Consider the following 23,966-nt stretch of genomic DNA (forward strand, 5'->3'; position numbering starts at 1 on the left):
GCGAACGTTTCACGGCTCCCTATCCGCAGGATCCATGCACCGAATTCGTGATCTCGAGGAGCGACCGCACGAGCGGGTCCTTGTCGTCCATCGCGCGCCACACCGAGCGGCCAAGGATGACAACGTCGAGGTCCCGAACCCGCTTGAACACCACCCCGGCAAGGAGCGTCGCCGCGGCGCTCTCGGGAAACAAGCTGAGACCTTCGCCGCTCGCCACGAGCATGAGGATCACATCGCTGCTGGCCTCCTCGTGGGCGAGCTCGAGCGGTTGACCGTGCGCTCGGAAGGCGGCGATGATGTCGTCCTGGAGGCGCGGGCCCTCCTTGCGTGGAGGCCAGAGGAAGCGCTCCTGCTTCAGGTCCGCGACCCTCAGCGTGCGCCGTGCAGCGAGGCGATGGCTCTTCGACATCACGACGCCGACGCGCTCGCGATACAGCACGCGGAAGCGGAAGAGCGGGTCGTCTTCCGGTGAATGATAGCCGTACCCGACCGAGATCTTGCCATCGCGCAGCGCGGCGACCTGCTCCTCGCTCGGCAGCGGCCGAAGGCGCACCTCGACGCGCGGATGACGCGCGCGGAACGCCTGCACGATCCGCGGCAGCAGGAGGGTGTCCGCCAGGGCGCCGTCGAATCCGACCACGACCGTCCCGATACGGCCTTGCGCCGTCGCGCGGGCGTCCTCGACCGCGAGCGCGGCGCGAGCCAGGGTCGCGCGCGCACCTTCGAGGAAGCTCCGGCCGGCGGCGGACAGCTTCACCCCGCGTCCCGAGGGCACGAAGAGATCGACGCCGATCTCCGCTTCGAGCTGAGCGATTTGCCGGCTCAAGGGCGACTGCGAGACGTGAAGCTGCTCGGCCGCCCTCCCGAAGTGCTCCGCTTCCGCGACGGCGATGAAGTACCGCAGGTGACGCAGCTCCATGTTTCAGATCTATCAGGTCTGAAACCGTTGCGATCAATGTCTTGGTGGTCTCGAACGCGACGGTGCAGGCTGTTCGACATGAGGCGACACGAGAGAGGCCCGGCGGCTCACCCCGAGGCGAACCCGATGATGCAACGTCGCCCCGCCGGCGCGGCGCTCGTCGCCGGGGCGGCGATATTCTTCCTCGCCGAGCTCATCGCCGCCGCGGCATGGACGGACCCTCCCTACAGCTACACGCATCACTACATCAGCAACCTGGGAGTCCGTGGCCCCCTCGAGGCTCTTGGCCAGTTCATGAACTCGCCGCTCGCGTGGGTCATGAACACCGGGTTCTTTCTCTTCGGGATCATGTTCTTCCTTGGTGTCGCCGCGCTCGAGGGCCTAAGAGGCTGGCGCCGCTGGGCAGCGCTCCTCCTGGGAGCTCTCGTGGCGCTTGGCGGCGTCTTGCTGGCGCTCAACCCCGGCTCCGGAGAGCCGCCCGACGGCGCGGTCGACTATCACGGCCTGGGCGCCTTCGCGTCCATCGTCGGAGGCAACGTGCTCGCGATCTTTCTTGGACGCCAGCGCCAACGGATCGGAGTCACTCCGAGGGCCGGGAGGGCCATGGTCGTCCTCGGCGTGTTCGGGCTCGCCTCGATGGTGGCCTTCCTCGCGGTCGCCAGCTCGGGGGCCAACGTCCTCATCGGCCTCGTCGAGCGCTGCGCCGTCTATCCCATCCTGATCGGCTTCCTCTGTGCGGGGACGTCGATCTGGAATCGCAGGACCGCTCATGCAGCTTCGCGGCCTCTGCCTTCGAGCGCGGCGCACGCGCGGGCAGCGGCGTCGCGCAAAGCGAGCTCTACCTGACCGACGTCGTCGCGCAGGCCGCGAACGCCGCGACCCGCCCACCTTTTGGCTGAAACCGGCGCGGTCGGTAAGTACACTCGCGCGCCATGCCTGTGGTCGCCCTGCTCCTCTTGCCATTTCTCGGGAGCGTGCTCACCGCGCTCCTGCCGACGCGGGCACGGTCCGAGCTTGCGGCTTGCGCAGGGCTCGTGTCGGCCGGCGCGGCGGCCTGGGTCATCAGCCTGTTCCCGCGGGTGCGTGACGGGGGCGTGATCCGCGAGACGATCTCGTGGGTGCCTTCGCTCGGTCTCGATCTGGTCCTTCGGATCGACGGGTTCGCGTGGATGTTCGCCGTGCTCATCACCGTCATCGGCGCCCTCGTCTGTCTGTACGCGCGCTACTACATGTCCCCCGAGGATCCGGTGGCGCGCCTGTACGCGCTCTTCCTCGCGTTCATGGGCGCGATGCTGGGCGTCGTGGTCTCGGGCAACCTCGTTCAGCTCGTCCTCTTCTGGGAGCTCACGAGCCTCGTTTCGTTCCTGCTCATCGGCTACTGGCATCACCGGGTGGACGCGCAGCGGGGCGCGCGCATGGCGCTCACCGTGACCGGCGCGGGCGGGCTCGCGCTCCTCGGAGGCGTGATCGTCCTCGGCCACATCGTCGGCAGTTACGATCTCGATGTGGCCCTCGCCTCGGGCGACAGCGTGCGGGCACACCCGCTTTACCCGGTCGCGCTCGTCCTCGTCTTGCTTGGTGCGCTCACCAAGAGCGCTCAATTCCCGTTTCACTTCTGGCTGCCACGGGCGATGGCCGCGCCGACGCCGGTGTCCGCCTACCTGCACTCGGCGACCATGGTGAAGGCGGGCGTGTTCCTGCTCGCGCGGCTCTGGCCGGCGCTCTCGGGGACCGAGCTGTGGTTCTGGATCGTCAGCGGCGCGGGCATGACGACGCTCCTGCTCGGCGCGTACATCGCGATGTTCCAGAACGATCTGAAGCGCGTGCTCGCCTACTCGACCGTCAGCCACCTCGGCCTCATCACGCTCCTCTTCGGGCTCAACAGCTCGCTCGCCGCCGTCGCCGGCGTGTTCCACATCATGAACCACGCGACGTTCAAGGCCTCGCTGTTCATGGCCGCGGGCGTCGTCGACCACGAGACCGGGACGCGCGACATCCGTCGCTTGAATGGGCTGATTCATGCGATGCCCCGCACCGGCACGCTGGCGCTCGTGGCGAGCGGCGCGATGGCCGGCGTGCCGCTGCTCAACGGCTTTCTGTCGAAGGAGATGTTCTTCGCCGAGACGATGTTCCTGTCCGCGCACCCCTCGGTCGAAGTGGGGCTCCCGGTGCTGGCGACGCTCGCGGCGATCTTCGCTGTCGTGTACTCGCTGCGCTTTGGCTACGACATCTTCTTCGGCCCGCCGTCGACCGATCTCCCTCGCCGGCCGGAGGAGGCCCCGCGGTGGATGCGGACACCGATCGAGCTCCTTGTGCTCAGCTGCCTCATCGTCGGCGTCGCGCCGGCGATCTCCATCGGGCCATCGCTCGCGGCGGCCGCCCGCCCCGTGGTCGGCGGGACGCTCCCGGACTACAGCCTGGCCATATGGCACGGCTTCAACCCGCCATTCGTCATGAGCCTCGTCGCCATCTCAGGCGGCGTCGTCGGGTACCTCTGGCTGCGCAAGCATCAGGAGCAGGGGCGGCTGCAAGATACGCCCTTCGTCGAGCGGCTCAACGGAAGGCGGCTGTTCGAGGGCGCGCTGCTCGGGCTCACGCGCCTCTCGCGGAGGGCGCTCCGGCTCGCCGGGACTCGACGACTTCAGACGCAGATGTTCGCGATCATCGCGGTCGCGCTCCTCCTCGCGCTCCTCGCGGCGCAGGGCGTCCCGCTGGAGTGGGGCGACCGGGACAGGCTCCCCGCGTCGCCTGCGTTCGTGATCTTGTGGGGCATCGGCGCGGTCTGCGCGGTCGGCGCTGCCGTGATGGCGAAGTTCCACAGGTTGATCGCGATCACCTTGATGGGCGGCGCAGGCCTCGTCACCTGCCTGACGTTCATGTGGTTCTCGGCGCCCGACCTCGCCCTCACACAGGTCGTCGTGGAGGTCGTCACAACCATCCTTTTCCTGCTCGGGCTGCGCTGGTTGCCGATGCGCATCGAAGGAATTTCGAGGCCTGTCACGGCCCGCGACAGGGTGCGGCGCGCGCGCGACCTGCTGCTCGCGATCGGCGCCGGCGGCGGTCTCGCCGCGCTCTCCTATGCCATGCTGACCCGGCCGGCGCCGCACAGCATCTCACCGTTCTTCCTGAGCCGCGCGCTGCCGGAGGGAGGAGGCGCCAACGTCGTCAACGTCATGCTCGTCGACTTTCGTGCCTTCGACACGCTCGGCGAGATCACGGTCCTCGGCGCGGTCGCGCTCACGGTCTACGCCCTCCTGCGCCGCTTTCGACCGCCGCCGGAGAGCATCGAGCAGCCCCAGCAACAGAGAGCTTTGCCGGCCGATATCGTCACCGACCTCATGAAGCCGCGCACGGCCGAGGACGCCGAGCGCGGATACATGATGGTGCCGGCGGTCATCGCGCGCGTGCTCCTGCCGGTCTCCGTCCTCGTCGCGGCGCACTTCCTTCTTCGTGGGCACAACGAGCCAGGCGGCGGCTTCGTGGCCGGCCTCGTCGTCGCGATCGCCATGCTCATGCAGTACATGGTCTCGGGGGCGCTCTGGCTGGAGGCGCGCGCGCGCCTCCGTCCGGCGCGCTGGATCGCCGCTGGGCTGCTGCTCGGGGCGACCACGGGCCTCGGCGCGCTCGCCGTCGGCTATCCCTTCCTCACGACGCACACGGCGCATGTCAGGCTGCCGCTGGTCGGCGAAGTCCACCTGCCGAGCGCCACCTTCTTCGACCTCGGCGTGTTCGCGGCCGTCGTGGGGGCGACGCTCCTCACCCTCACGGCGCTCGCTCACCAGTCGCTGCGCGCGCACCGGCGATCGACGCAGGGTCCAGCGTCGGCGACGAGCAGGGGCGCGAGCTAGATGGAAGCCCTGCTCGCGCTCGTCATCGGCGTGCTCGGCGGAGCCGGGGTGTGGCTCGTGCTGCGCCCGCGAACCTTCCAGGTGATCATGGGGCTCACGTTGCTCTCGTACGCGGTGAACCTCTTCATCTTCAGCATGGGGAGCATCTTCATCGACAAGCCGCCGATCGTGCGACCTGGAGTGCCTGCCGATCTCCAGCACTACACGGATCCGATGCCGCAGTCGCTCGTGCTCACGGCCATCGTGATCGGCTTCGCGACCACGGCGCTCTTCCTCGTCGTGCTCCTCGCCTCGCGCGGCCTCAGCGGGACCGACCACGTGGATGGAACGAGGGAGGAGCCATGACCGAGCGCTTCCCGCACCTCATCGTCGCGCCCGTCGTGCTGCCGCTGATGAGATGACGGCGGCCCTGCTGCTTCTGCTCGGTGAGAAGCGCAAGCGCGCCAAGTCGATCGTCAACGTCGGCGCGGCCCTGGCGGGCCTCCTCGTGGCGCTGGAGATCCTGCGCGGCGCCGACGCCGGCGGTTCGTCCGGCGCCGCTCTCGTGTATCTCATGTCGAACTGGGAGGCGCCTTTCGGGATCGTGCTCGTCGCGGACCGGCTCTCGGCGCTCATGCTGGTGCTGGTCGGTGTGGTGAGCCTCTGCGCCGCCCTGTACGCCGAGGCCGCGTGGGGTCGCGCGGGCGCGTACTTCCATGCGCTCTTCCAGGTTCAATTGATGGGGCTCAACGGCGCCTTCCTCACGGGAGACCTCTTCAACCTCTTCGTGTTCTTCGAGGTGATGCTCGCGGCGTCGTATGGCCTGCATCTTCATGGGTCGGGGTGGCCGCGCGTGCGCTCGGGGCTCCACTACATCGCGGTGAACCTGCTCGCGTCGTCGCTCTTCCTCGTCGGCCTCGCGGTGCTCTACGGCGTCGTGGGCACGCTCTCCATGGCCGACATCGCCGAGAAGCTCGCGCTCGTCCCGGCGCGCGATCGCGGGCTCCTGCATGCAGGCGCGGCCGTCCTCGCCGTGGCGTTCCTCATCAAGGCGGCGATATGGCCCCTCAACGCCTGGCTGGTGCCGGCCTACACGGCGACGAGCGCGCCTGTCGCGGCGCTCTTCGCGCTGATGACCAAGGTGGGCATCTACGCGCTCGTGCGCTCGTGGACGCTGTTCTTCTCCGCGGGCGCTTCAGCGCAGTTCGGGGGGAAAGCCCTGCTCTACGCAGGGCTCGCGACGATCGCCTTCGGCGCGATAGGCCTCATGGCGTCCATGTCCCTCGGGCGCATCGCGGGCTTCTCGGTGATCGTGTCGTCGGGGACGCTCCTCGCGGCGCTCGGGACGGGGACCGCCGCGGTGACGTCGGCGGCGCTGTTCTACATGCTGAGCGCCACGCTGGCGGTGAGCGCTCTCTTTCTCCTCGTCGAGCTGGTGGAGCGCGTCGGCTCCGATGGACAGCGGCGGGCGCCGGACCTCGACGTGGAGCCGGGCGAGGACACCAACCTCGATGAAGAGGAGGCGCCGCTCGTCGGCCAGGCGTTTCCGGTGTCCATCGCGTTGCTCGGCCTGGCGTTCATGGTGTGCGCGCTGCTCGTCGCGGGGCTGCCGCCGCTCTCGGGCTTCGTCGCGAAGACCTCGTTGCTGACAGCCCTCCTGTCGCCCCGAGGGGACGGCCACGCGAGCGCCAGCGCCCCCGTCTCGCCCGCCGCGTGGACCCTCTTTGGGCTGCTGCTCCTCTCGGGGCTCGCGGCCACCATCTCCCTCGCGAGGGCGGGCATTCGACACTTCTGGTCGACGGCTGGACGGCTCCCGCCCCGCTTGAAGGGCGTCGAGGCCGCCTCCGTCCTCGGCCTCCTCCTCTGCTGCATCTTGCTCACGCTGTACGCTGAGCCGGTCATGCGCACCACGCGCGCGACAGCCGCGGGACTGCACGCGCCGAAGGCGTACATCGAGGCCGTCCTGTCGATGAGGCCTCGTCCGGGACCGACGCGTCCGGTGATCGAAGCGGAGGGGGCGCCGTGACCTTCCTCAAGAACATCGTGCCCGCGCCGCTGCTGTCCGCGGCACTGTTCGCTTTGTGGCTGGCGCTCGCGCGCTCCACGAGCGCGGGCCAGCTCGTCCTGGGGCTGGGGCTCGCGCTGGCGGTGCCGCTCCTTACCTCGGCCCTGCGATTGACGAATGTCCGGGCGCGGCGACCGCTGGTCGTCGTGCGCTTCATCCTGAGGGTCGGCTACGACGTTCTGCTCTCGAATTTCGAGGTCGCCTGGGGCGTTGTCACATGGCAATGGCGGCGACCGCGGTCGAGGTTCGTGATCGTGCCCCTCGAGCTGCGTGACCCCGTCGGGCTGGCCGCGTTATCCATGGTGACGACCGTGGTTCCGGGCACCGTGTGGTCGGAGCTCGCGCTCGATCGCCGCGCGCTCTTGCTGCACGTGTGGGATGTCGGTGATGAAGGCGCCTTCGTCGCCCGCTTCAAGGCTCGCTACGAGGAGCCTCTCAGGGAGATCTTCGAATGAGCGCACTCCTGTCTGGCGCGATCGCCTTCGCGCTCGGCTGCTACGCCGTCGCGTCGGTCCTGGTGGTCATCAGGTTGATCCGGGGGCCGCGGGCGCAGGATCGCGTGTTCGCGCTCGACCTGCTCTACTTCCACGCGATGCTGGTCATGCTGGTGCTTGGTATCCGTCACCGGAGCGACACGTACTTCGAGGTCGCGTTGCTGATCGCGCTCTTCAGCTTCGTGAGCTCATCCGCGATGACGAAATTCATCCTGCGCGGGGAGGTGATTGAATGAACCAGCTCCCCCTCTGGGTCGAGGCGGCGGTCGCTGCGTTGCTCGTGCTGAGCGGCCTGTTCGTGGTCATCTCCGCGTTCGGGTTCCTGCGCCTGCCAGACTTCTTCCTGCGCATGCATCCCCCTGCGCTGGCGTACACCTTCGGCAGCTGGTGCGTGGCGCTGGCAGGCATCCTCTACTCCTCGATGATCGAGTCTCGGCCCGTGCTGCACCCGTGGCTCATCGTCATCATGCTCTCCATCACGGTCCCTGTGACCACGGTGCTCCTGGCACGTGTGGCGCTGTTCCGCCGCCGCGCCGCGGGAGCCGCCGACACCCCGCCTCCGCTCACGCCACACCGCGACCCCTGAGGGGGGTTCGGGGCCGGGGAGTCAGTCGGCGCGCGGCAGAGCGGGCACGATCAGCACGTCGCTGGCGACCTCACGCAGCACGTCTCCAGCGACCGTCCCGAGGAAGGCGTGAGCGACCCCGGAGTAGCCGTGGGTGCCGAGCACCAGGAGGTCGCTGTCTGCCTTCTTGACCGCCCTCTCGATCACGCGCCGCGCGGAGCCGCATCGAACATGCATCTTCCAGGGCGGCGCGTCCGCTGGCCGCACCTTCGCCTGCGCGAGCGAGGCAGCGAGCTGCTTCACGAGCTGCTGTGTAGCTGCTCGCTCGAGCTCGCTGCTCCATGCCTCTGCGTCCTCCTCCGAGAGGCTGCGATAGACGGCTCCGCGATAGGGCGTGTCGAACGCATGGATCACCGTGACACGCGGCCGCGGGGTCGGAATCAGCCGGAGCATCAGCGCGAGCACATCCGTGGATCCTTGCTCGAGATCGAGGGCGACCGCGGGCCGGCTGTACGCCGCGCGAGGAGCCAGCCGGACCGCCAGGACCGGGAGCTGCCCGCGGCGGATGACGCGCTCCGCGGTCGAGCCGAGGAAGGTGTCCCGAATCGCGCGGCTGCCGCCGCGACCCATGACGATGAGCTCGGCGCTCGTCGAGGTCGCGCAGCCTGCGATCTCCGCGGCCGAGCTGCCGACCTTCACCACCGGTTCGACGTCGACGCCCTCGGGCAGGGTCTTTGCGAGATGCCGCGCCTCGTTCACGAGTGATTTCCTGGCATCCTGCTCGGCGCGGTCCTGGGCCCTGGCGGGGAGGTTGCCGGGAACGACGTGGAGCAGCGTGACGCGAGCTCCATCGGCCAGAGGCAGAAGCGCAACTCGGCCGAGGACGCGGTCCGAAATGGCCGTCAGATCGACGGGGACGAGCAGCGAATGGAAGCGCTCGGCCTCGTCCATCTCGGGCTGCCCTTTGCCTGCCCCTGGCTTCTTCAGACTCTCGGTCATCGTGTGGCCTCCTCTCGATGAAGCAGGGCCCTCCTCGGACAACCTCCTCCACCGCGCCTGGAACAGCCCATCTAGGCGCGACGGGCTCCTCGGGCGAACGCGGCCAGGCCCCTGGCGAGCGCGGTCGTTACGAGCGCCGCGGCGAGGCCGAGGATCCCGAGATCCGCGAGGCCGTGGTTCCGCAGCGCGACCGCCCCCACGATGCAATCGCCCACGAGCAGGACCACGAGCGAGAGGCCGAGGTGAAAGCGGCGCGCGTCGTCGTGTGGCCACCCGGGTTCGGGCTCGGCCCTGGCTCCTCCGCACGCCCGGATCCCGGCGGCGATCCCCAGGAGCAGCACCGCATATCCGGCGCCGAGCAGCGCCTCCGGCGCGACGCTCACGAGAGCTCGCCCTGCCCCGCGCCCGAGGGCGCTGCCCTCCCGGCGCTGTCCGGGGGCGCCTCGATCTCGGTGAAGAGGTTGTCCTGGGCTTCGGGTCCCGCGAGCTGCGGAACGCGATGGCGGACGCCGCGGTAGGCGAGGAGGAGGAGCGGCAGGGTGCCGCCGACGATGAAGAGCACGTCGCCCGGCAGGCGCATCCACTCCATGAGGCGGTTCGTGGGGTTCGTCAGGTACTGGAGCTCCCGAGCCTCGAAATACCCGTAGCTCACCGCGTGGTGGAGCTGCATGAGCCCGAGCGGGAACAGCGTGGCAAAGACCATCCACGCGAGCCCGACGTTCAGCGACCAGAAGCTGATCTTGGCCGCCCTGTCGGACCACCGCGCGGCGGGCGTCAGGTAGCGCAGCGCGAAGAGCGCGAGCCCGGCGGCCAGCATGCCATAGACGCCCATCATCGAGGCGTGCCCGTGGTTGGCGGTCAGCGCGGTGCCGATCTCGTAATAGGACACGATCGGCAAGTTGATCAGGAACCCGAAGATCCCGGCCCCCAGGAAGTTCCAGAACCCCACGGCCACCAGGAACATGATCGCCCAGCGATGCGGGAAGGGCTTCGTCGACTGTCCTCCTTGCACGATGCCCAGGCGGAGGAAGGTCCACGCCTCGACCGTGAGGAAGGTCAACGGGATCACCTCCGCGGCCGAGAAGAAGGCGCCGAGCGCCATGTGCTCCACGGGCGTGCCGGAGAAGTACAGGTGGTGCATGGTGCCGATCACCCCGCCCGCCGAATAGAGGATGACCTCCAGGTAGATGAGCCGCAGCGCGATCGCCTCGGCCACCACCCCGAGCAGGACGAAGAGATAGGCCACCATGAGCGTGGTGAACAGCTCGAGGAAGTCCTCCACCCAGAGGTGCACCACCCAGAAGCGCCAGAAGTCGGTGCTCGTGAAGTTCGCGCGCGGGTGGGCGAGGAGGCCCACGGCGTAGAAGGCCGGGATGGCCAGCGCGGCGAAGAAGAAGAGCCAGGGCATGTTGCCCCGGTGCTCGACGGCGAGCCGACCCCGGAGCCCGCGGAAGAGCAGCGCCACCCAGGCGAACAGGCCGAGCGTCAGGAGCACCTGCCAGAAGCGGCCCAGATCGAGGTACTCGAACCCTTGGAGCGCGAACCAGATGCTGTCCGACGCGCCGTGGATGGCGAGGAGCTCGCCGAGGAGGCTGCCCACGACGACGATGACGAGCGCCCCGAGCAGGCCATAGGCGAGCCAGCTCTGGCCTCTCGGCTCGCGCCCGCTGATCATGGGCGCGATGAAGATGCCCGCGCCGAGATAGGAGACCGCGACCCAGAAGATGGCGAGCTGCAGGTGCCACGTGCGCACCAGGTTGAAGGGGAAGGCCCCGGCCAGGTTGAACCCGAAGAAGCTGGACAGCTCGGCTCGATAATGCTGCGTGGCGCCCCCGAGGACGGACTGGAGGGCGAACAGCAACGCCATGACCAGGAAGAACCACGCCGTCGCGCGCTGGGCCGGGGTCAGGGCGACCTCGCCCGGCTGGCGGAAGCTGAGCCGGTGCCCTTCCCGCCCGTGCCAGCCGAGGAAGCGCCATCGCCCGAAGGCCGCGAAGAGCAGGCCTGTGCCGCCGAGGAGCGCGATGAGCGAGAGCACGCTCCATACCACCAGCTCGCCCGTGGGCTGGTTCCGGACGAGCGGCTCTGGAGGCCAGTTGTTTGTGTACGAGTAGGCCTCTCCGGGGCGCTCCGCCGCGGCGGTCCAGGCCGTCCAGGCGAAGAACGAGGTGAGCTGCGAGAGCTCGCGCGCGTCCGAGAAGAGGCCGGTGCGCAGGCCGTGCTTGGCGCTGGGCTGGGCGAAGAAGCGCCGATAGTGATCCTTCAGCAGCTCGAAGGCCTCTGCCTGGGCATCGGTGAAGACCAGCGTCCCTGTCGCGGGATCATAGCGGTTTTGGCGAAAATCGCTGACGGTGCGCGCGAGCGCCTCCGCCGAGCCCACGCCGCCGTGGCGAGAGGCGGCGTGGGAGGCGGCCCGGCGGAGGTAATCGGCGGTGAAATCCGGGCCGAGGTAGGCGCCGTGGCCGAAGACGGATCCGTATTCCATGAGCCCGTTCCGCAGGAACAGCTCCTGACCCGTGAGCACGTCGTCGCCCGTGAACAGAACGCGCCCCGCAGGGTCGACCACCCGGGCGGGGATGGGTGGCTGTGCCGCGTAGGTGCGGTAGGCGAGCAGGCCGAGCACGAAGAACCCGAACAGGAAAACGAGGGCCGTCGCCTGGACCCAGCCGCGCGAGATGAGGAGGTTTCGCCGTTCGGAGGAGCGCGCCATGGAAATGCCAGGAGCAAGCCGAGGAGGGCCCACCCGTTCTTCGAGATGACGACCGAGGAGGCTGCGTTGCGCGGCTTCAGACCCGAAGGAACGCCTCGGCGTGGCCGCGAAGCCGCGTCGCGCGCTTGTGATCGCGCGTCCTGGTCGGTACGCTGTGACGATGCGTCTTTGCGCTTGTCTGCTCGTTGCCGCGCTCGCTGGGTGCGGCGGATCCGTGACCATTGCTCCGGAGGATGGCAGCTCCGAGGGCTCCGATGGCTCCGGGGGCAGCGGTGGCTCGGGCAGCAATTCGAGTGGCGCGGGCGCTGCCCAGGGCGCTGGGCCCGGCGACGCCGGGCCCAGCTGGACGGTTCCACCCGGCCAGGCCTTCTCGTACACGAGCTGCGAAGAGGGCGGGCTGCTGCTCTTCGTCGAGATCTGGCCGGACGCCGGCCCGGTCTGCGTGCCGACACCCGACGCGCAGGACGTCCTCGTCGTGGGGATCACGGGATGGGACGGCCAGCCGGGCACCTTCATCGTCGGCGTCGAGACGCCTCAGGGCACCGCGCGCGCGGTGTTCGGGATCGACAAGGTCGAGGGCAAGATCACGGTCGAGCCATTCGTCGGCAGCCCTTCGGGCTTCTCGTGGGATCTCTCGGTCGGCTCTGGCAGCACGGACATCGCCGCGTGCGGGGAGTTCGAGGTCACCTCGTGCGTTCCATCCGGCTGAGGTCGGCGGCGGAGGATCATGTAACGACGCATCAGGCCAATGCGCGTGCGAAGTAGGTGCCGTGCTCGAGGTCGGCGAGCAGCCCCGCCTTCTCGGGCTTCCAGCCGAACCGCGCCTGGGTGAGCGCGCTCGACGCGGGGGTGTCGAGCGCGAAGAACCCGCCGAGCCAGCCGAAGTGCTCCTTGGGGACCGACTCGACCGGCAAACCGAGCTTGCGGCCGATCACGCCGGCGATGTCGCGGGTCGGGATCCCCTCGTCGCCGATCGCGTGGAGTCGCGCGCCGGCCGGCGCCTTCTCTAGCGCGAGGACGAACAGCCGCGCGGCGTCGAGCCGATGCACAGCGGGCCACCGGTTCTCGCCGCCACCGACGTACCCGGAGCGCCCGGTCTTGCGCGCGATCTCGATCAGCATCGGGACGAACCCGTGATCGCCATCGTCGTGGACCGACGGCGGCAGCCGCAGCGAGGACGCGCGCACGCCGCGGCTCGCGAACGAGAGGGCGAGCTGCTCGGAGGCGGCCCGCAGGCCGCCGGCCGACGCGTCGGGCGCCTCGTCCTCGGTGGCGACCCGCCCCGGCGCGAAGCGCGCGATGCCGGAGGCGATGACGAGCGGGCGCCCGGAGCCGGCGAGCGCGCCGCCGAGCGCCTCGATCGCGCCGCGGTCCTTCTCGCAGTTGCCGGCGTAGTCGGTGAAGTCGTCGTGGGAGAACGCGCAATGGATCACCCCGTCGCAGGCGGCGGCGCCGCGGCGCAAGCCATCGAGATCGGTGAGCGAGCCGCGGTGGACCTCGACGCCGGCGGCGGCGAGCCGTTCGGCGGACGCATCCGAGCGCGCGAGGCCGAGCACGCGGTGGCCGGCGCGCGCGAGCTCGGGGACGATGGCAGATCCGATGAAGCCGCTGGCTCCCGTGAGGAAGATACGCATGGGACACCTCTCCTTGGTTCGCGATCCACCATGGCACCGCCGCGGCGCACGCGAAATACACGGCCGTCTCCAGTTCTTGCCCGATCGTCTACGCGCGGCTAGGCTGCCAACGTGAGCTTCGGGCGCGACGAACTGAAGACCCTCATCGCGCGCTGGTGCCCCAGCGACGGCGTGCACGCCTCGCCGGTGCCCGGAGTTTCTTGCATCAAAGTCTCGCGCTCTCAGCAACGCGCAAAGCGGCACTGGCGCGCGTCGTTCTGCATCGTCGTCCAGGGCACGAAGGAGATCCTGCTCGAGCGGCAGGTCTTTCGTGAGCGGGAGCCGCACTACATCGTCAGCCCCATCGACCTGCCGGTGACGAGCCGGGTGATGGGCGTGTCGCCGGCGCAGCCGCTCCTCGGCCTGAAGATGGACTTCGATGCGGCCCTGCTGCGCGAGGTCGCGGCGCAGCTCGACCGCGCGCGGCCGGAGAGCCTCGAGAACCCGGGGCGCGCGATCTTCATCGGCAAGGCGAGCGACCGCATGCTCGACGCCGCGGTCCGGCTGGGCGCGCTGCTCGAAACGCCCGAAGACGCGACCGTGCTCGCGCCGCTCGTAAGGAAGGAGCTGACCTTTCACCTGCTGAAAGGCCCCGACGGCCCGGCGATCCGCCAGATCGTGCGCGCGGGCAGCCAGGCGCACCGCATCGCCGAGGCGGTCTATCACCTGCAGGCGTCGCTCGACGAGGACGTCGACATCGCCGCGCTCGCGCGCGCCGCAGGGATGAGCCGGGCGGCGTTCTTCAAGCGGTTCAAGGAGGCCACCGCGATGAGCCCGCTCCAGTACCAGAAGCGCCTGCGCCTGCTGGAGGCGCGCCGCCTGATGGTCGAAGAGGGCGTGGGCGCCGAGGTCTCGGCGTTCCAGGTCGGCTACACGAGCGCCTCGCAGTTCAGCCGCGAGTATTCGCGCATGTTCGGCGACTCGCCGCTGCGCGATGCCCGCGCGCTGCAGCAGAAGGCCGCGGTCGTCCAGGACATGTAGTCCGGCCGCTTCCAGCGGCGTCCTTCGTTTCCTTTCTCACGTTCCGCCCCCGTGGCCGCCTCGATCTGAAAGATCGAGCTCACCCAGAAACCGCTCGGCGCCTTCGCCGTAGGACTGGGCGCCGCTCGACACGAGCGGGGCGGCGCGCCGATCGCCGAAGCATGCAGCCGTATCCGGACACGGGCTCGCCCGTGGACGCCGCACGACGGCCGCAATGCTCGCATGGCGCGCTGCGGTCAGCGCAAACCATCAGAGAATGGAGAGGCAGCTATGAGAAGCTCGATTGGCGCCCTGTTGCTCGTATCCCTCGCGTCGGCCTGTCTGAGCGCCTGCGGGGGTGAACCCGAGAATCCCGCGGACGGCCAGAGCGCCGTCGGATTCGTGTTCGTGGGGACGAACCATAACAACACGCAGGACGCCGGCGAACCTGCCAACCAGGTCACCGTGTACCGCAGGTTCGCCGATGGATCGCTCGAGCTCGCCGATCACGTCGACACCGGCGGCCAGGGGTCCGGGCCCTCGGCGCGCTTCGCCGGCGACGGCCTCGGCTCGTCCCATTCGATGGTGCTCAGCCAGGACCGGGCATTCCTCCTCGTCACGAACGCCGGCAGCGACTCGCTCTCCGTGCTCCGCGTCGGAAAGAACACCCTCGAGGTCACCGACGTCCAGCCCACGAGCGACGGCGCCGGCCCGGGCTTCCCGAACAGCGTGACCCAGCACGGCGATCTCGTCTATGCGCTGAACGGCGCCGGCGAGGGGAGCGTCACCGGCTTCCGCCTGAGCGACCAGGGGAAGCTCACGCCGATCCCCGGCTCGACCCGGCTGCTCTCCGCGAACCAGGCCAGCCCGCCGGACACGCTGTTCAACCCGGCGCAGGCGTCCTTCACGCCGAACGGGAGGCAGCTCGTCGTCACGATCAAGGACGGGCCCGCCGCGGGCCTGATCGACGGCGTGACCCCGACCGGTCCGAGCCGGGTGCTCGTGTTCGACGTGCTCGATGACGGCCAGCTCGCGGAGACGTTCACGCGGACCGACCTCGACAACGACGGCCCCTTCGGGTTCTCGTTCGACGCGGCCGGGCACCTGCTCACGGCCATGTTCGTTGGCGGTGATGATCTCGCCGGCGCGGCCGGATCGTTCCAGATCAACGCGGACGGGACGCTCACGCCCATCACGCGGACCGCGAAGGTGAGCCAGCTCGATCCGTGCTGGCTCGAGAACAACGGGGAGTTCGCGTTCACCGCGAACTACACCTCGGGCACGATCTCGAGCTTCCGTATCGGCGACGACGGCAGCCTGACGGTGCTCGACGAGCAGGCCGGCCTCACCGACGAGCGCGCGGGCACCCCCGGCGCGAGCCAGCAGGGCTCGACGCCGCTCGATCTCGGCATCAGCCCCGACGGCCGGTTCCTCTATGACGTCCTGCCGGGCTCGGGGAGCGTGGGCGCCTGGCGGATCGAGGGCGACGGCAGGCTCACCAAGATCGGCGAATACGGCGGGCTCCCCAGGACCGTCGACGGCGACAGGGCGCCGGAGGAGCGCTTCGGCCCCGGCGGGAGCCCGGCCGGCATCGGCGTCCTCTGAGGCTCACGAGCCCATTCCACCGCATCCATCAACGCTCATCCCAAGGAATCGAGTCATGAACAACGCTGCGAACAACGATCGACGCGCCGTCTACGTGATGACCAACGCGACCCCGAATGCCATCCAGGTGTTCCACCGGGCGGGCGACGGCACGCTCTCCCCGGGCGCGTCCTACCCGACGGGCGGGAACGGCCACGCCCCGAACCCTCCGCTCGGCTTCCCGATCCTCGAGTCCCAGAGCGCTCTGGTCCTCAGCCGGGACGGGCGCATGCTCTTTGCCGTCAACGCAGGGAGCGACACGATCTCCTCGTTCGTCGTCCGCCGAGGCGGGGAGCTCCAGCGGGTCGGCCTTGTCTCCTCGAACGGCGCGCGCCCGGTCTCCCTCGCGCTTCACGAGGGCGTGCTCTACGTCGCGAACGCGGACAGCAAGAGCATCCAGGGATACCGGGTCGGCCACACGGGTGAGCTGACGATGCTCGCCGGCGCCTCGCGCTCGCTGAGCGGCTCCGGGGTCGCCACCATTGCGTTCAACCGGACGGGTGATGTCCTGGTGATCGCGAGCCGCGGGGACGGCGAGCCGATGGGGAGCCTCGAGACGGTCACTGTCGACGATCACGGGATGCCCGGGCCGGTCCGCCGGCAGGACGTGGTGAAGGCCGGCCAGGCGCCGTTCGGCTTCACGTTCGATCGGCGCGGCCACGTCATCCTCTCGAACCTGTCGCTGACCGGCGACAGCTCGGTCTCGCGCTACAGCGTCGCTCCCACCGGCGAAATGCGGCTCATCGCGGAGCAGCGCATCTTCACGACCGCGGCGTGCTGGGTGGCGACCGCGACCGCCGGCCCCTCGACGTTCGCGTTCATCACGTCGGCGGGCTCGCGCTCTGTCACCGCGCTTCGCGTCGACCGGAGCGGCAGCCTGACGCCGGTGGGGCCGCTGAGCGCGACGGAGCAGGCGGCGTTCACGAGCGGGCTGGCCCTCGATTGCGCCGTGAGCATGGGCGGCGACTTCCTCTACGTGCTGAGCCCTGACGGGTTCAGCGTGCCGCCCTTCACGGGCGCGGGCCCGGCCGTCGTGCACGGCTACCGGATCGAGCCGAGCGGCGCGCTGACCTCGCTGGGCCCGCCGGTAGGCCGCTTGCCCCAGGGCGCCACCGGGCTCGCCGCGGTGTAGCCGGGGCGACGCGGCAGGGGCCTCTCACGGACGGAAGGAATCTCGAGAGCCCGGCCGGCGCCCGAGGCAGCAGCGCTGTGGCTCGGTGCTGCGCCTTTTATACCGCGCGGGGGCATCGTCCGAGGTGAGGAGCCAAGAGGAGCAAACGCCTTCTCGGGAATCAAGAGATGTCATGCCGCAGCCGGCCCTCCAGCCCCGCCACGAACACCAGGCCGGGACACGACGAGAAGCGCGCTCGAAGCGCATCTATCGGATATTCCAGCCCATCATGTGACCTCCCGCCCTCTGGCCGGCGCGGGAACACCGCCCTCCTCAGCGACCCGCCTCGCACCCGCCGCGCACGGCGCTCGCGCCCCGGCGCGAGCCGCGCGAACCCGCGTGCCCCTGTCGGCTGGGGCACGGTATGCTTGTCGCACCATGAAGTACTCTCCCTGCCTGCTCCTCTCGGCGTTTCTCGCTGGCGCCTGCGGAGGTGGCGAGGCACACCCATCGGGGCCGACCATGACCGCAAGCTCCTCTCTGCTCCCCACCGCGGCCATCGCCGCGCCCGCCCCTGAAAACCCGAGCCGCCCCGCGTACCCGCCCACCCGCGTCGCCCCGGTGACGAACGCCGTGCATGGGGTCGAGATCACCGACCCGTACCGCTGGCTCGAGGACGGCAGCGCGCCCGAGGTGAAGGAGTGGATGAAGGCTCAGGACGCGTTCACGCGCGCCGAGCTCGCCCGGCTCCCCGAGCGGGACGCGATCGCGTCAAGGCTGAAGCAGCTCTTCTACATCGATGCGGTCTCCGCCCCGCGCCACCGCCGGGGCCGGTACTTCCTGAGCCGGCGGCACGCGACGAAGGAGAAGTCGGTCGTCTACTGGAAGGAGGGAAAGAGCGGCGAGGAGCGCGTGCTGTTCGACCCGAATACCTGGTCCGAGGACGGCAGCGTCTCGCTGGGCGGATGGGAGGTGTCGTGGGACGGCAAGAACGTCGCCTACAAGATCCAGCAGAACAACTCGGATGAAGCGACCCTCTATGTGATGGATGTCGCGTCCGGCAAGCGCTCCGAGGTGGACGTCATCGAAGGGGCCAAGTACGCGGTTGCGTCGTGGACGCCCTCCGGCGACGGCTTCTACTACGTCTGGCTCCCCACGGACCCGTCCATCCCGGTCGCCGAGCGGCCGGGTTACGCCGAGGTGCGCTTCCACCGGCTCGGCCAGGATCCGAAGCAGGATCGCGTGGTGCGCGGCAGGACGGGCGATCCAAGGACGTTCCTTAACGCGTCCCTCTCCAAGGATGGCCGCTTCCTGGTGCTCACCGTCTCTCACGGGTGGACCTCGGCCGACGTCTACTTTCGCGATCTCCGCAGGCCGGGCGGCCCCGCCGCGGACAAGCCGCTCGCGGTCGGGCGCGACGCCCACTACACCGTCGAGGTCTACAAGGACCGGTTCTACGTCCACACCGACGAGGGCGCGCCGCATTACCGCGTCTTCGAGGTCGATCCGGACAGGCCGGATCGCGCCGCATGGAAGGAGATCGTCCCGGAGCGCCCGGACGCCACGCTGGACAGCGTCTCCATCGTGGGTGGGCACCTCGCGCTGAGCTATCTCAAGGACGCTTCGAGCCGGGTCGAGGTGCGCGCGCTCGACGGCAAGCTGGTCCGCGAGGTCCCGCTGCCGGGCATCGGCACCGTCGGCGGCCCTTCCGGGCTGCCCGACGAGGACGAGGCGTATTTCTCGTTCGAGTCCTACACCTCGCCTCACGAGATCCACGCGACCTCGATCAAGACGGGTCGGACCGAGCTCTACGCGCGCATCGAGGTGCCCATCGATCCGTCGCCCTTCAGCGTCGAGCAGGCCTTCTTCCCCTCCAAGGACGGCACGAAGATCTCGATGTTCATCGTCCGCCGCAAGGACATGAAGAAGGACGGGAGCTCCCGCGCGCTGCTCTACGGCTACGGCGGGTTCCAGATGTCGCAGACCCCCGCGTTCACCTCCTCGATGTACCCCTGGCTCGAGCGGGGCGGCGTGTACGCGGTGGCGAACCTGCGCGGCGGCGGCGAGTACGGGGAGGCGTGGCACCGGGACGGGATGCTGCTCAAGAAGCAGAACGTCTTCGACGACTTCATCGCCGCCGCGGAGCACCTGGTCGGCGAGGGGTACACGCGGCCCGAGCGGCTCGCCATCCTGGGCGGCTCGAACGGCGGCCTGCTCGTCGGCGCCGCGCTCACGCAGCGGCCCGATCTGTTCGGGGCCGTCCTCTGCGGCGTCCCCCTGCTCGACATGGTGCGATACCACCTGTTCGGCTCCGGCAAGACATGGATCAGCGAGTATGGCTCCGCCGACGATCCGGAGCAGTTCAAGGCGCTCTACGCCTACTCCCCCTATCACCGCGTCCAGTCGGGGAAGCGGTATCCGCCGGTCCTCCTGCTCTCGGCCGACAGCGACGATCGGGTCGATCCCATGCACGCGCGCAAGTTCGCCGCCGCGCTGCAGTCCGCGAGCGCGGGCGGTCCCGTCCTGCTCCGCATCGAGCGGAACGCCGGGCACGGCGGCGCGGATCTCATCAAGTCGGCGGTCGCGAAGGGCGCCGACCAGATCTCGTTCGCGCTGTGGGCCACGAGCGCGCAGGCGCCGTCCATCAAGCAGTGAGGCGCGGGACGCGCGCCGCGGGCGGGGCGACGGACAGGCTTGCGGCTCCGCGCCGCGACGGCTAACAACGCGCCGCTGTGCGAACGCTTCACCCCGTAGCCGGGGCTCCCCGCCGCGGGCCTTTGATCTCGCGCCCCCTCGCGGCCGCCGTCGCGGCGCTCGCGGAGGGCCCGCGCGCGCCGCTCGCGGATCTCGCCGATCCTGCGGCGGTCCTGGCCGGGCTCATGGACCTGCACGGGAGCGTCTCGCTCGCGCGCGAGCTCTCGCTCCTCGACCGCCACGCCGCGCCGCCGCCGGCGTCCGGGGGCGCCCGCGCCGAGGTCCGGGCGCTCGCCGCCGATCGCCTCGGCGAGCTCGCGGAGGCGCTCGACCAGGTGTTCGCCGCCCCGTTCCACCGGCGGAACAGGCTCCCCGACGCGGCGGCGGTGCACGCGACCCTGGAGCAGACCGGGCTGCTGCCTGCGCGCGCCGCCCGCGACCGCGGGGGGCGCCCGCTCGCGTCCGCGGTGGGGCAGATCTGGGAGCCGTTCGGAGAGCTCATGGGCCGCCTCCTCGGCCGCATCCGCCTCGATACGCGCGCGCTGCGCGAGGAGCTCGCGCCTTCGCTGCGGGCGCTCGGCCCGGAGGCGGCGCGGCTCGAGCGGCTCGACGCCGCGATCTCCGCCGCGACCCAGAAGCGGCGCGAGCGCGCGCTCGCCGAGCTCGTCCCCGGGCTCTCGCGCGCCTTCGCGCGGGCCTTCCGCGCGGCCGTGGGCGCGCTGCCGGAGGGGGCCGGGCTCGAGGACGTCGCGGGCTGGTTCGGGCAGGAGCAGTGGCTCCTGCGGGAGCTCCAGCGCATGGAGCTCGTGGTCCAGGCGGTGCTCGCGCACGAGGCGGGCCGGCTGCTCTCGCTGGTGGACGGGGCGGCGGCGGCGGGCGCGCCCGCGTAGCTCGCGGGGGGCTTCACGATGCGGCTCGCGACGGCGCGGCAGTGGACGACGCGGATCCTGGTGCTCCTCACCGGCGGGGTCGGCCTCGCCCTGGTGGGGCGGGCGGCGCTCGTCTACCGCGGGGCGGATCCGCTCGCGTACCGCCTCGTGCAGCTCATCGCGCTGGGGCTCGCGCTCGGCACGCTCGAGCTGTTCGTGCGCGCGGGGCGGGCTGCCCGGATCGAGCGCGAGCTCGGCGCGCTGCCGCGGCCGGCGACGCGGGCGGCGATCGAGCAGAGCGGCGCGCCGCTCCGATCGATGCTCGAGGCGCGGATCGCGGGCGCGGCGCTGCCCCCGGCGAGCACGACGTTCGCGTCGTACCTCGTCGGCCTGCTCGTGATGATCGGGCTGCTCGGCACGTTCCTCGGCCTGTTCGAGACGCTGCGGGGGGCCCGCGAGGCGCTGACGCTGAGCGCCGACGTCGACGCGCTGCGGGAGAGCCTGGCCGCGCCCATGCAGGGCCTCTCGCGCGCGTTCGGCACGTCGGCGGCGGGCGTCGCGGCGTCGGGGATGCTCGGGCTCGCCGGCGTGCTCCTGCGCCGGGCCGAGGCGCGGACCGCGGCGGCGCTCCAGGCCTACGCGTCGGGCCCGCTCGCGGCGCTCACGGTGGCGGGGCGGCAGCTCGCGGCGCTGGAGGCGCTCGCGCGGCAGGGCGAGGCGCTCCCCGCCGCGGCGGCGTCGCTCCGCGAGGCCACGGGCCGGCTCGAGCGCCTCGAGGAGCGGCTGCTCGCGGTCCAGGTGGAGGGCGCGCGCCAGGCCGCCGCCTCGTTCGCCGCGGCCGCGGCCGAGGTCCGCGGGGACATCGCCGCGGGCCTCCGGCAGACCGCCGACGTCGCGGCGAGCGTGGTCAGGCCGATCCTGGCGGAGGCGGTGGAGCGCGCTGGCGCGGTCGCGGGCGGCGCGCTGCAGGCGGTCGAGCGGCGCCTCGACGAGGAGGCGCGCGCGCGGCGCGAGGCGGACGTCGCGTCGGCGTCGAGGCTGGAGGGCCAGGCGGAGCGGCTGTCGTCGGTGGTGGGGGAGGCGATCGAGCGGCTGGAGCGAGCGCACGCGGCGCGCGCTGCGGAAGCGGCGAAGCGGCAGGCGGAGCTGGACGCGGAGCGAGCGGCGCACCTGACGGCGCTGGGCGAGACGCTGTCGGGCGCGCTGTCGGAGGCGGCGCGGGCGGCGCAGGCGGCGCCGGAGGCGGCGTCGCGGCTGATCGGGGAGGCGTCGGAGCGGCTGTCGGCGCGCGCGGAGGCGGACGCCGCGCGGGACGTGAGGCTGGACGCGCTGCTGGAGAAGCTGTCGGAGGCGACGGCAGGGATGGCCGGGAGCGCGCGGGAGCAGGCGGAGCGCGTGGCCGCGCTTGCGGAGGCGGCGGAGCGCAGCGGCGCGGAGCGCGAGGCACGCGCCGAGGCGCGCGTGGCCGCGCTGGGCGAGGCGGCGCGGGCGCAGCTGGCGGAGCAGGCGGCGCGGCTGCTGGCGTTCGAGGAGCGGCTCGACGGAGCGCGGCGGGAGGCGGCCGACGGGCTCGCCGAGCGGCTCAGCGCCCACGCCCGCGGCCTCGGCGAGAGCCTGGCGCAGCTGGAAGGGGGCGTGGCGTCGCGGCTGGAGCGGATGGAAGAGGGCGTGGCGTCGCGGCTGGAGCAGCTGGAAGGGGGCGTGGCGTCGCGGCTGGAGCGGATGGAAGAGGGCGCTGCGAAGCGGTTCGAGCGGCTCGACCGGGAGGCCGCCGCGCGCCGGCACGAGCTGGAGACGGCGTCGGCGTCGAGGCTGGAGGGTCAGGCGGAGCGGCTGTCGTCGGTGGTGGGGGAGGCGATCGAGCGGCTGGAGCGAGCGCACGCGGCGCGCGCTGCGGAAGCGGCGAAGCGGCAGGCGGAGCTGGACGCGGAGCGAGCGGCGCACCTGACGGCGCTGGGCGAGGCGCTGTCGGGCGCGCTGTCGGAGGCGGCGCGAGCGGCGCAGGCGGCGCCGGAGGCGGCGTCGCGGCTGATCGGGGAGGCGTCGGAGCGGCTGTCGGCGCGTGCGGAGGCGGACGCAGCGCGGGATCTGAGGCTGGATGCGCTGCTGGAGAAGCTGTCGGAGGCGACGGCGGGGATGGCCGGGAGCGCGCGGGAGCAGGCGGAGCGCGTGGCCGCGCTGGCGGAGGCGGCGGAGCGCAGCGGCGCGGAGCGCGAGGCACGCGCCGAGGCGCGCGTGGCCGCGCTGGGCGAGGCGGCGCGGGTGCAGCTGGCGGAGCAGGCGGCGCGGCTGCTGGCGTTCGAGGAGCGGCTCGACGGAGCGCGGCGGGAAGCGGCCGACGGGCTCGCCGAGCGGCTCAGCGCCCACGCCCGCGGCCTCGGCGAGAGCCTGGCGCAGCTGGAAGGGGGCGTGGCGTCGCGGCTGGAGCGGATGGAAGAGGGCGTGGCGTCGCGGCTGGAGCGGATGGAAGAGGGCGCTGCGAAGCGGCTCGCTCGGCTCGACCAGGAGGCTACCGCGCGCCGGCGCGAGCTCGAGACGGCGTCGGCGTCGAGGCTGGAGGGCCAGGCGGAGCGGCTGTCGTCGGTGGTGGGGGAGGCGATCGAGCGGCTGGAGCGAGCGCACGCGGCGCGCGCTGCGGAAGCGGCGAAGCGGCAGGCGGAGCTGGACGCGGAGCGAGCGGCGCACCTGACGGCGTTGGGCGAGGCGCTGTCGGGCGCGCTGTCGGAGGCGGCGCGAGCGGCGCAGGCGGCGCCGGAGGCGGCGTCGCGGCTGATCGGGGAGGCGTCGGAGCGGCTGTCGGCGCGTGCGGAGGCGGACGCAGCCCGGGACGCGCGGCTGGACGCGCTGCTGGAGAAGCTGTCGGAGGCGACGGCGGGGATGGCCGGGAGCGCGCGGGAGCAGGCAGAGCGCGTGGCCGCGCTTGCGGAGGCGGCGGAGCGCAGCGGCGCGGAGCGTGAGGCGCGCGAGGAGGCGCGCATGGCGGCGCTGGGCGAGGCGGCGCGGGCGCAGCTGGCGGAGCAGGCGGCGCGGCTGCTGGCGTTCGAGGAGCGGCTCGACGGAGCGCGGCGGGAGGCGGCCGACGGGCTCGCCGAGCGGCTCAGCGCCCACGCCCGCGGCCTCGGCGAGAGCCTCGAGGCAACCGCAGCGGTTGTGCGGGAGGCCTCGGAGCTCGTGCGGGCCGGCGGCGCCGAGATGACGTCTGTGGCGGAAATGTTCACCGTTGCGGTTGACCGTTACCGCGACGCGAGCGATCGCTGGCTGAACAGCCTGGGGGCGATCGAGGACGCGATCGAGCGCCGGGAGCACGGCGAGGCGACGGACCTCCTCGGCGCTTACCTCGACCAGACCCGTGAGGTCTTCGATCACTCGCTGCAGTTCCAGCGCGAGCTCTTCTCCGAGCTACGGGCGCTGAGGAGCAAGACGAGCTGATGCGCCG

Annotated in this window: 18 protein-coding genes and 1 pseudogene; 14 read left to right on the forward strand and 5 right to left on the reverse strand. The window is 71.3% G+C overall.

What is annotated here, in order from left to right:
* Positions 1–19: 19 nt before the first annotated feature.
* On the reverse strand, positions 20–919 hold the full coding sequence (locus WME95_RS46875; RefSeq protein ID WP_437905686.1) for a LysR family transcriptional regulator: 900 nt from the start codon (positions 917–919) through the stop codon (positions 20–22).
* Between the two features lie 126 nt (positions 920–1,045).
* Between WME95_RS46875 and WME95_RS46880 the strand changes: the two genes are divergently transcribed.
* From WME95_RS46880 to WME95_RS46910, 7 genes and pseudogenes are all read left to right on the forward strand, one after another.
* Entirely contained in the window at positions 1,046–1,765 is a 720-nt protein-coding gene (locus WME95_RS46880) for a DUF998 domain-containing protein (protein WP_437905687.1), read from the forward strand.
* 86 nt (positions 1,766–1,851) lie between these two features.
* Positions 1,852–4,767 carry a monovalent cation/H+ antiporter subunit A gene (locus tag WME95_RS46885; RefSeq protein WP_437905688.1) on the forward strand — a complete coding sequence of 972 codons (2,916 nt, stop codon included), beginning with the start codon at positions 1,852–1,854 and terminating at the stop codon, positions 4,765–4,767.
* Entirely contained in the window at positions 4,768–5,112 is a 345-nt protein-coding gene (locus WME95_RS46890) for a Na+/H+ antiporter subunit C (protein WP_437547455.1), read from the forward strand.
* Positions 5,109–6,772: pseudogene (locus WME95_RS46895) on the forward strand (monovalent cation/H+ antiporter subunit D). Before WME95_RS46890 ends, WME95_RS46895 begins: the two are co-directional and overlap by 4 nt.
* Positions 6,769–7,266 carry a Na+/H+ antiporter subunit E gene (locus WME95_RS46900; RefSeq protein WP_437905689.1) on the forward strand — a complete coding sequence of 166 codons (498 nt, stop codon included), beginning with the start codon at positions 6,769–6,771 and terminating at the stop codon, positions 7,264–7,266. The pseudogene WME95_RS46895 and the gene WME95_RS46900 overlap by 4 nt, the downstream one beginning before the upstream one ends.
* Positions 7,263–7,541 (forward strand): K+/H+ antiporter subunit F, encoded by a 279-nt coding sequence (locus WME95_RS46905; RefSeq protein ID WP_437547458.1) that lies wholly within the window; start codon positions 7,263–7,265, stop codon positions 7,539–7,541. The genes WME95_RS46900 and WME95_RS46905 overlap by 4 nt, the downstream gene beginning before the upstream one ends.
* Complete coding sequence (locus WME95_RS46910) at positions 7,538–7,891, forward strand: Na+/H+ antiporter subunit G (protein WP_437905690.1); 354 nt, start codon at positions 7,538–7,540, stop codon at positions 7,889–7,891. Before WME95_RS46905 ends, WME95_RS46910 begins: the two co-directional genes overlap by 4 nt.
* 21 nt (positions 7,892–7,912) lie before the next feature.
* On the opposite strand, the gene WME95_RS46915 is transcribed toward WME95_RS46910, so the two are convergent.
* The 3 genes from WME95_RS46915 to WME95_RS46925 form a co-directional block, all read right to left on the reverse strand.
* Complete coding sequence (locus tag WME95_RS46915) at positions 7,913–8,869, reverse strand: universal stress protein (protein WP_437905691.1); 957 nt, start codon at positions 8,867–8,869, stop codon at positions 7,913–7,915.
* Between the two features lie 71 nt (positions 8,870–8,940).
* Complete coding sequence (locus tag WME95_RS46920) at positions 8,941–9,252, reverse strand: hypothetical protein (RefSeq protein ID WP_437905692.1); 312 nt, start codon at positions 9,250–9,252, stop codon at positions 8,941–8,943.
* Positions 9,249–11,579: a nitric-oxide reductase large subunit gene (locus tag WME95_RS46925; RefSeq protein ID WP_437905693.1), complete on the reverse strand. Its 2,331-nt coding sequence runs from the start codon at positions 11,577–11,579 to the stop codon at positions 9,249–9,251. The genes WME95_RS46920 and WME95_RS46925 overlap by 4 nt, the downstream gene beginning before the upstream one ends.
* Positions 11,580–11,793: 214 nt before the next feature.
* On the opposite strand from WME95_RS46925, the gene WME95_RS46930 reads away from it, so the two are divergent.
* A complete protein-coding gene (locus WME95_RS46930) occupies positions 11,794–12,288 on the forward strand; it encodes a hypothetical protein (RefSeq protein ID WP_437905694.1) in 495 nt (164 codons plus the stop codon).
* A 31-nt stretch (positions 12,289–12,319) separates the two neighbouring features.
* Here WME95_RS46930 and WME95_RS46935 read toward each other — a convergent pair whose 3' ends face one another.
* Complete coding sequence (locus tag WME95_RS46935) at positions 12,320–13,213, reverse strand: SDR family oxidoreductase (RefSeq protein ID WP_437905695.1); 894 nt, start codon at positions 13,211–13,213, stop codon at positions 12,320–12,322.
* Between the two features lie 111 nt (positions 13,214–13,324).
* Between WME95_RS46935 and WME95_RS46940 the strand changes: the two genes are divergently transcribed.
* From WME95_RS46940 to WME95_RS46965, 6 genes are all read left to right on the forward strand, one after another.
* On the forward strand, positions 13,325–14,233 hold the full coding sequence (locus WME95_RS46940; protein WP_437905696.1) for an AraC family transcriptional regulator: 909 nt from the start codon (positions 13,325–13,327) through the stop codon (positions 14,231–14,233).
* Between the two features lie 270 nt (positions 14,234–14,503).
* A complete protein-coding gene (locus WME95_RS46945) occupies positions 14,504–15,817 on the forward strand; it encodes a lactonase family protein (protein WP_437905697.1) in 1,314 nt (437 codons plus the stop codon).
* Positions 15,818–15,872: 55 nt separating this feature from the next.
* Positions 15,873–16,988, forward strand: a complete 1,116-nt coding sequence (locus tag WME95_RS46950; RefSeq protein ID WP_437905698.1) for a lactonase family protein — start codon at positions 15,873–15,875, stop codon at positions 16,986–16,988.
* Positions 16,989–17,489: 501 nt separating this feature from the next.
* Positions 17,490–19,622, forward strand: coding sequence for a prolyl oligopeptidase family serine peptidase (locus WME95_RS46955; RefSeq protein ID WP_437905699.1), 2,133 nt, complete (start codon positions 17,490–17,492; stop codon positions 19,620–19,622).
* Between the two features lie 122 nt (positions 19,623–19,744).
* The gene (locus WME95_RS46960; RefSeq protein WP_437905700.1) at positions 19,745–20,551 is read left to right on the forward strand and encodes a hypothetical protein; all 807 of its coding nucleotides are present in this window, start codon (positions 19,745–19,747) and stop codon (positions 20,549–20,551) included.
* 18 nt (positions 20,552–20,569) lie between these two features.
* Complete coding sequence (locus tag WME95_RS46965; protein ID WP_437905701.1) at positions 20,570–23,959, forward strand: hypothetical protein; 3,390 nt, start codon at positions 20,570–20,572, stop codon at positions 23,957–23,959.
* Positions 23,960–23,966 lie beyond the last annotated feature (7 nt).

This window comes from Sorangium sp. So ce327, assembly GCF_051530205.1.
GTDB classification, from domain to species: Bacteria; Myxococcota_A; Polyangia; order Polyangiales; family Polyangiaceae; genus Sorangium; species Sorangium cellulosum_B.

Excerpts from the sequence above, each read along its gene's own strand:
- WME95_RS46945 (WP_437905697.1), top strand. The coding sequence starts at position 14,504 with ATGAGAAGCTCGATTGGCGCCCTGTTGCTCGTATCCCTCGCGTCGGCC.
- WME95_RS46955 (WP_437905699.1), top strand. The coding sequence starts at position 17,490 with ATGACCGCAAGCTCCTCTCTGCTCCCCACCGCGGCCATCGCCGCGCCC.
- WME95_RS46905 (WP_437547458.1), top strand. The coding sequence starts at position 7,263 with ATGAGCGCACTCCTGTCTGGCGCGATCGCCTTCGCGCTCGGCTGCTAC.
- WME95_RS46880 (WP_437905687.1), top strand. The coding sequence starts at position 1,046 with ATGATGCAACGTCGCCCCGCCGGCGCGGCGCTCGTCGCCGGGGCGGCG.
- WME95_RS46935 (WP_437905695.1), bottom strand. The coding sequence starts at position 13,213 with ATGCGTATCTTCCTCACGGGAGCCAGCGGCTTCATCGGATCTGCCATC.
- WME95_RS46885 (WP_437905688.1), top strand. The coding sequence starts at position 1,852 with ATGCCTGTGGTCGCCCTGCTCCTCTTGCCATTTCTCGGGAGCGTGCTC.
- WME95_RS46910 (WP_437905690.1), top strand. The coding sequence starts at position 7,538 with ATGAACCAGCTCCCCCTCTGGGTCGAGGCGGCGGTCGCTGCGTTGCTC.
- WME95_RS46950 (WP_437905698.1), top strand. The coding sequence starts at position 15,873 with ATGAACAACGCTGCGAACAACGATCGACGCGCCGTCTACGTGATGACC.
- WME95_RS46965 (WP_437905701.1), top strand. The coding sequence starts at position 20,570 with ATGCGGCTCGCGACGGCGCGGCAGTGGACGACGCGGATCCTGGTGCTC.
- WME95_RS46890 (WP_437547455.1), top strand. The coding sequence starts at position 4,768 with ATGGAAGCCCTGCTCGCGCTCGTCATCGGCGTGCTCGGCGGAGCCGGG.
- WME95_RS46925 (WP_437905693.1), bottom strand. The coding sequence starts at position 11,579 with ATGGCGCGCTCCTCCGAACGGCGAAACCTCCTCATCTCGCGCGGCTGG.
- WME95_RS46915 (WP_437905691.1), bottom strand. The coding sequence starts at position 8,869 with ATGACCGAGAGTCTGAAGAAGCCAGGGGCAGGCAAAGGGCAGCCCGAG.
- WME95_RS46875 (WP_437905686.1), bottom strand. The coding sequence starts at position 919 with ATGGAGCTGCGTCACCTGCGGTACTTCATCGCCGTCGCGGAAGCGGAG.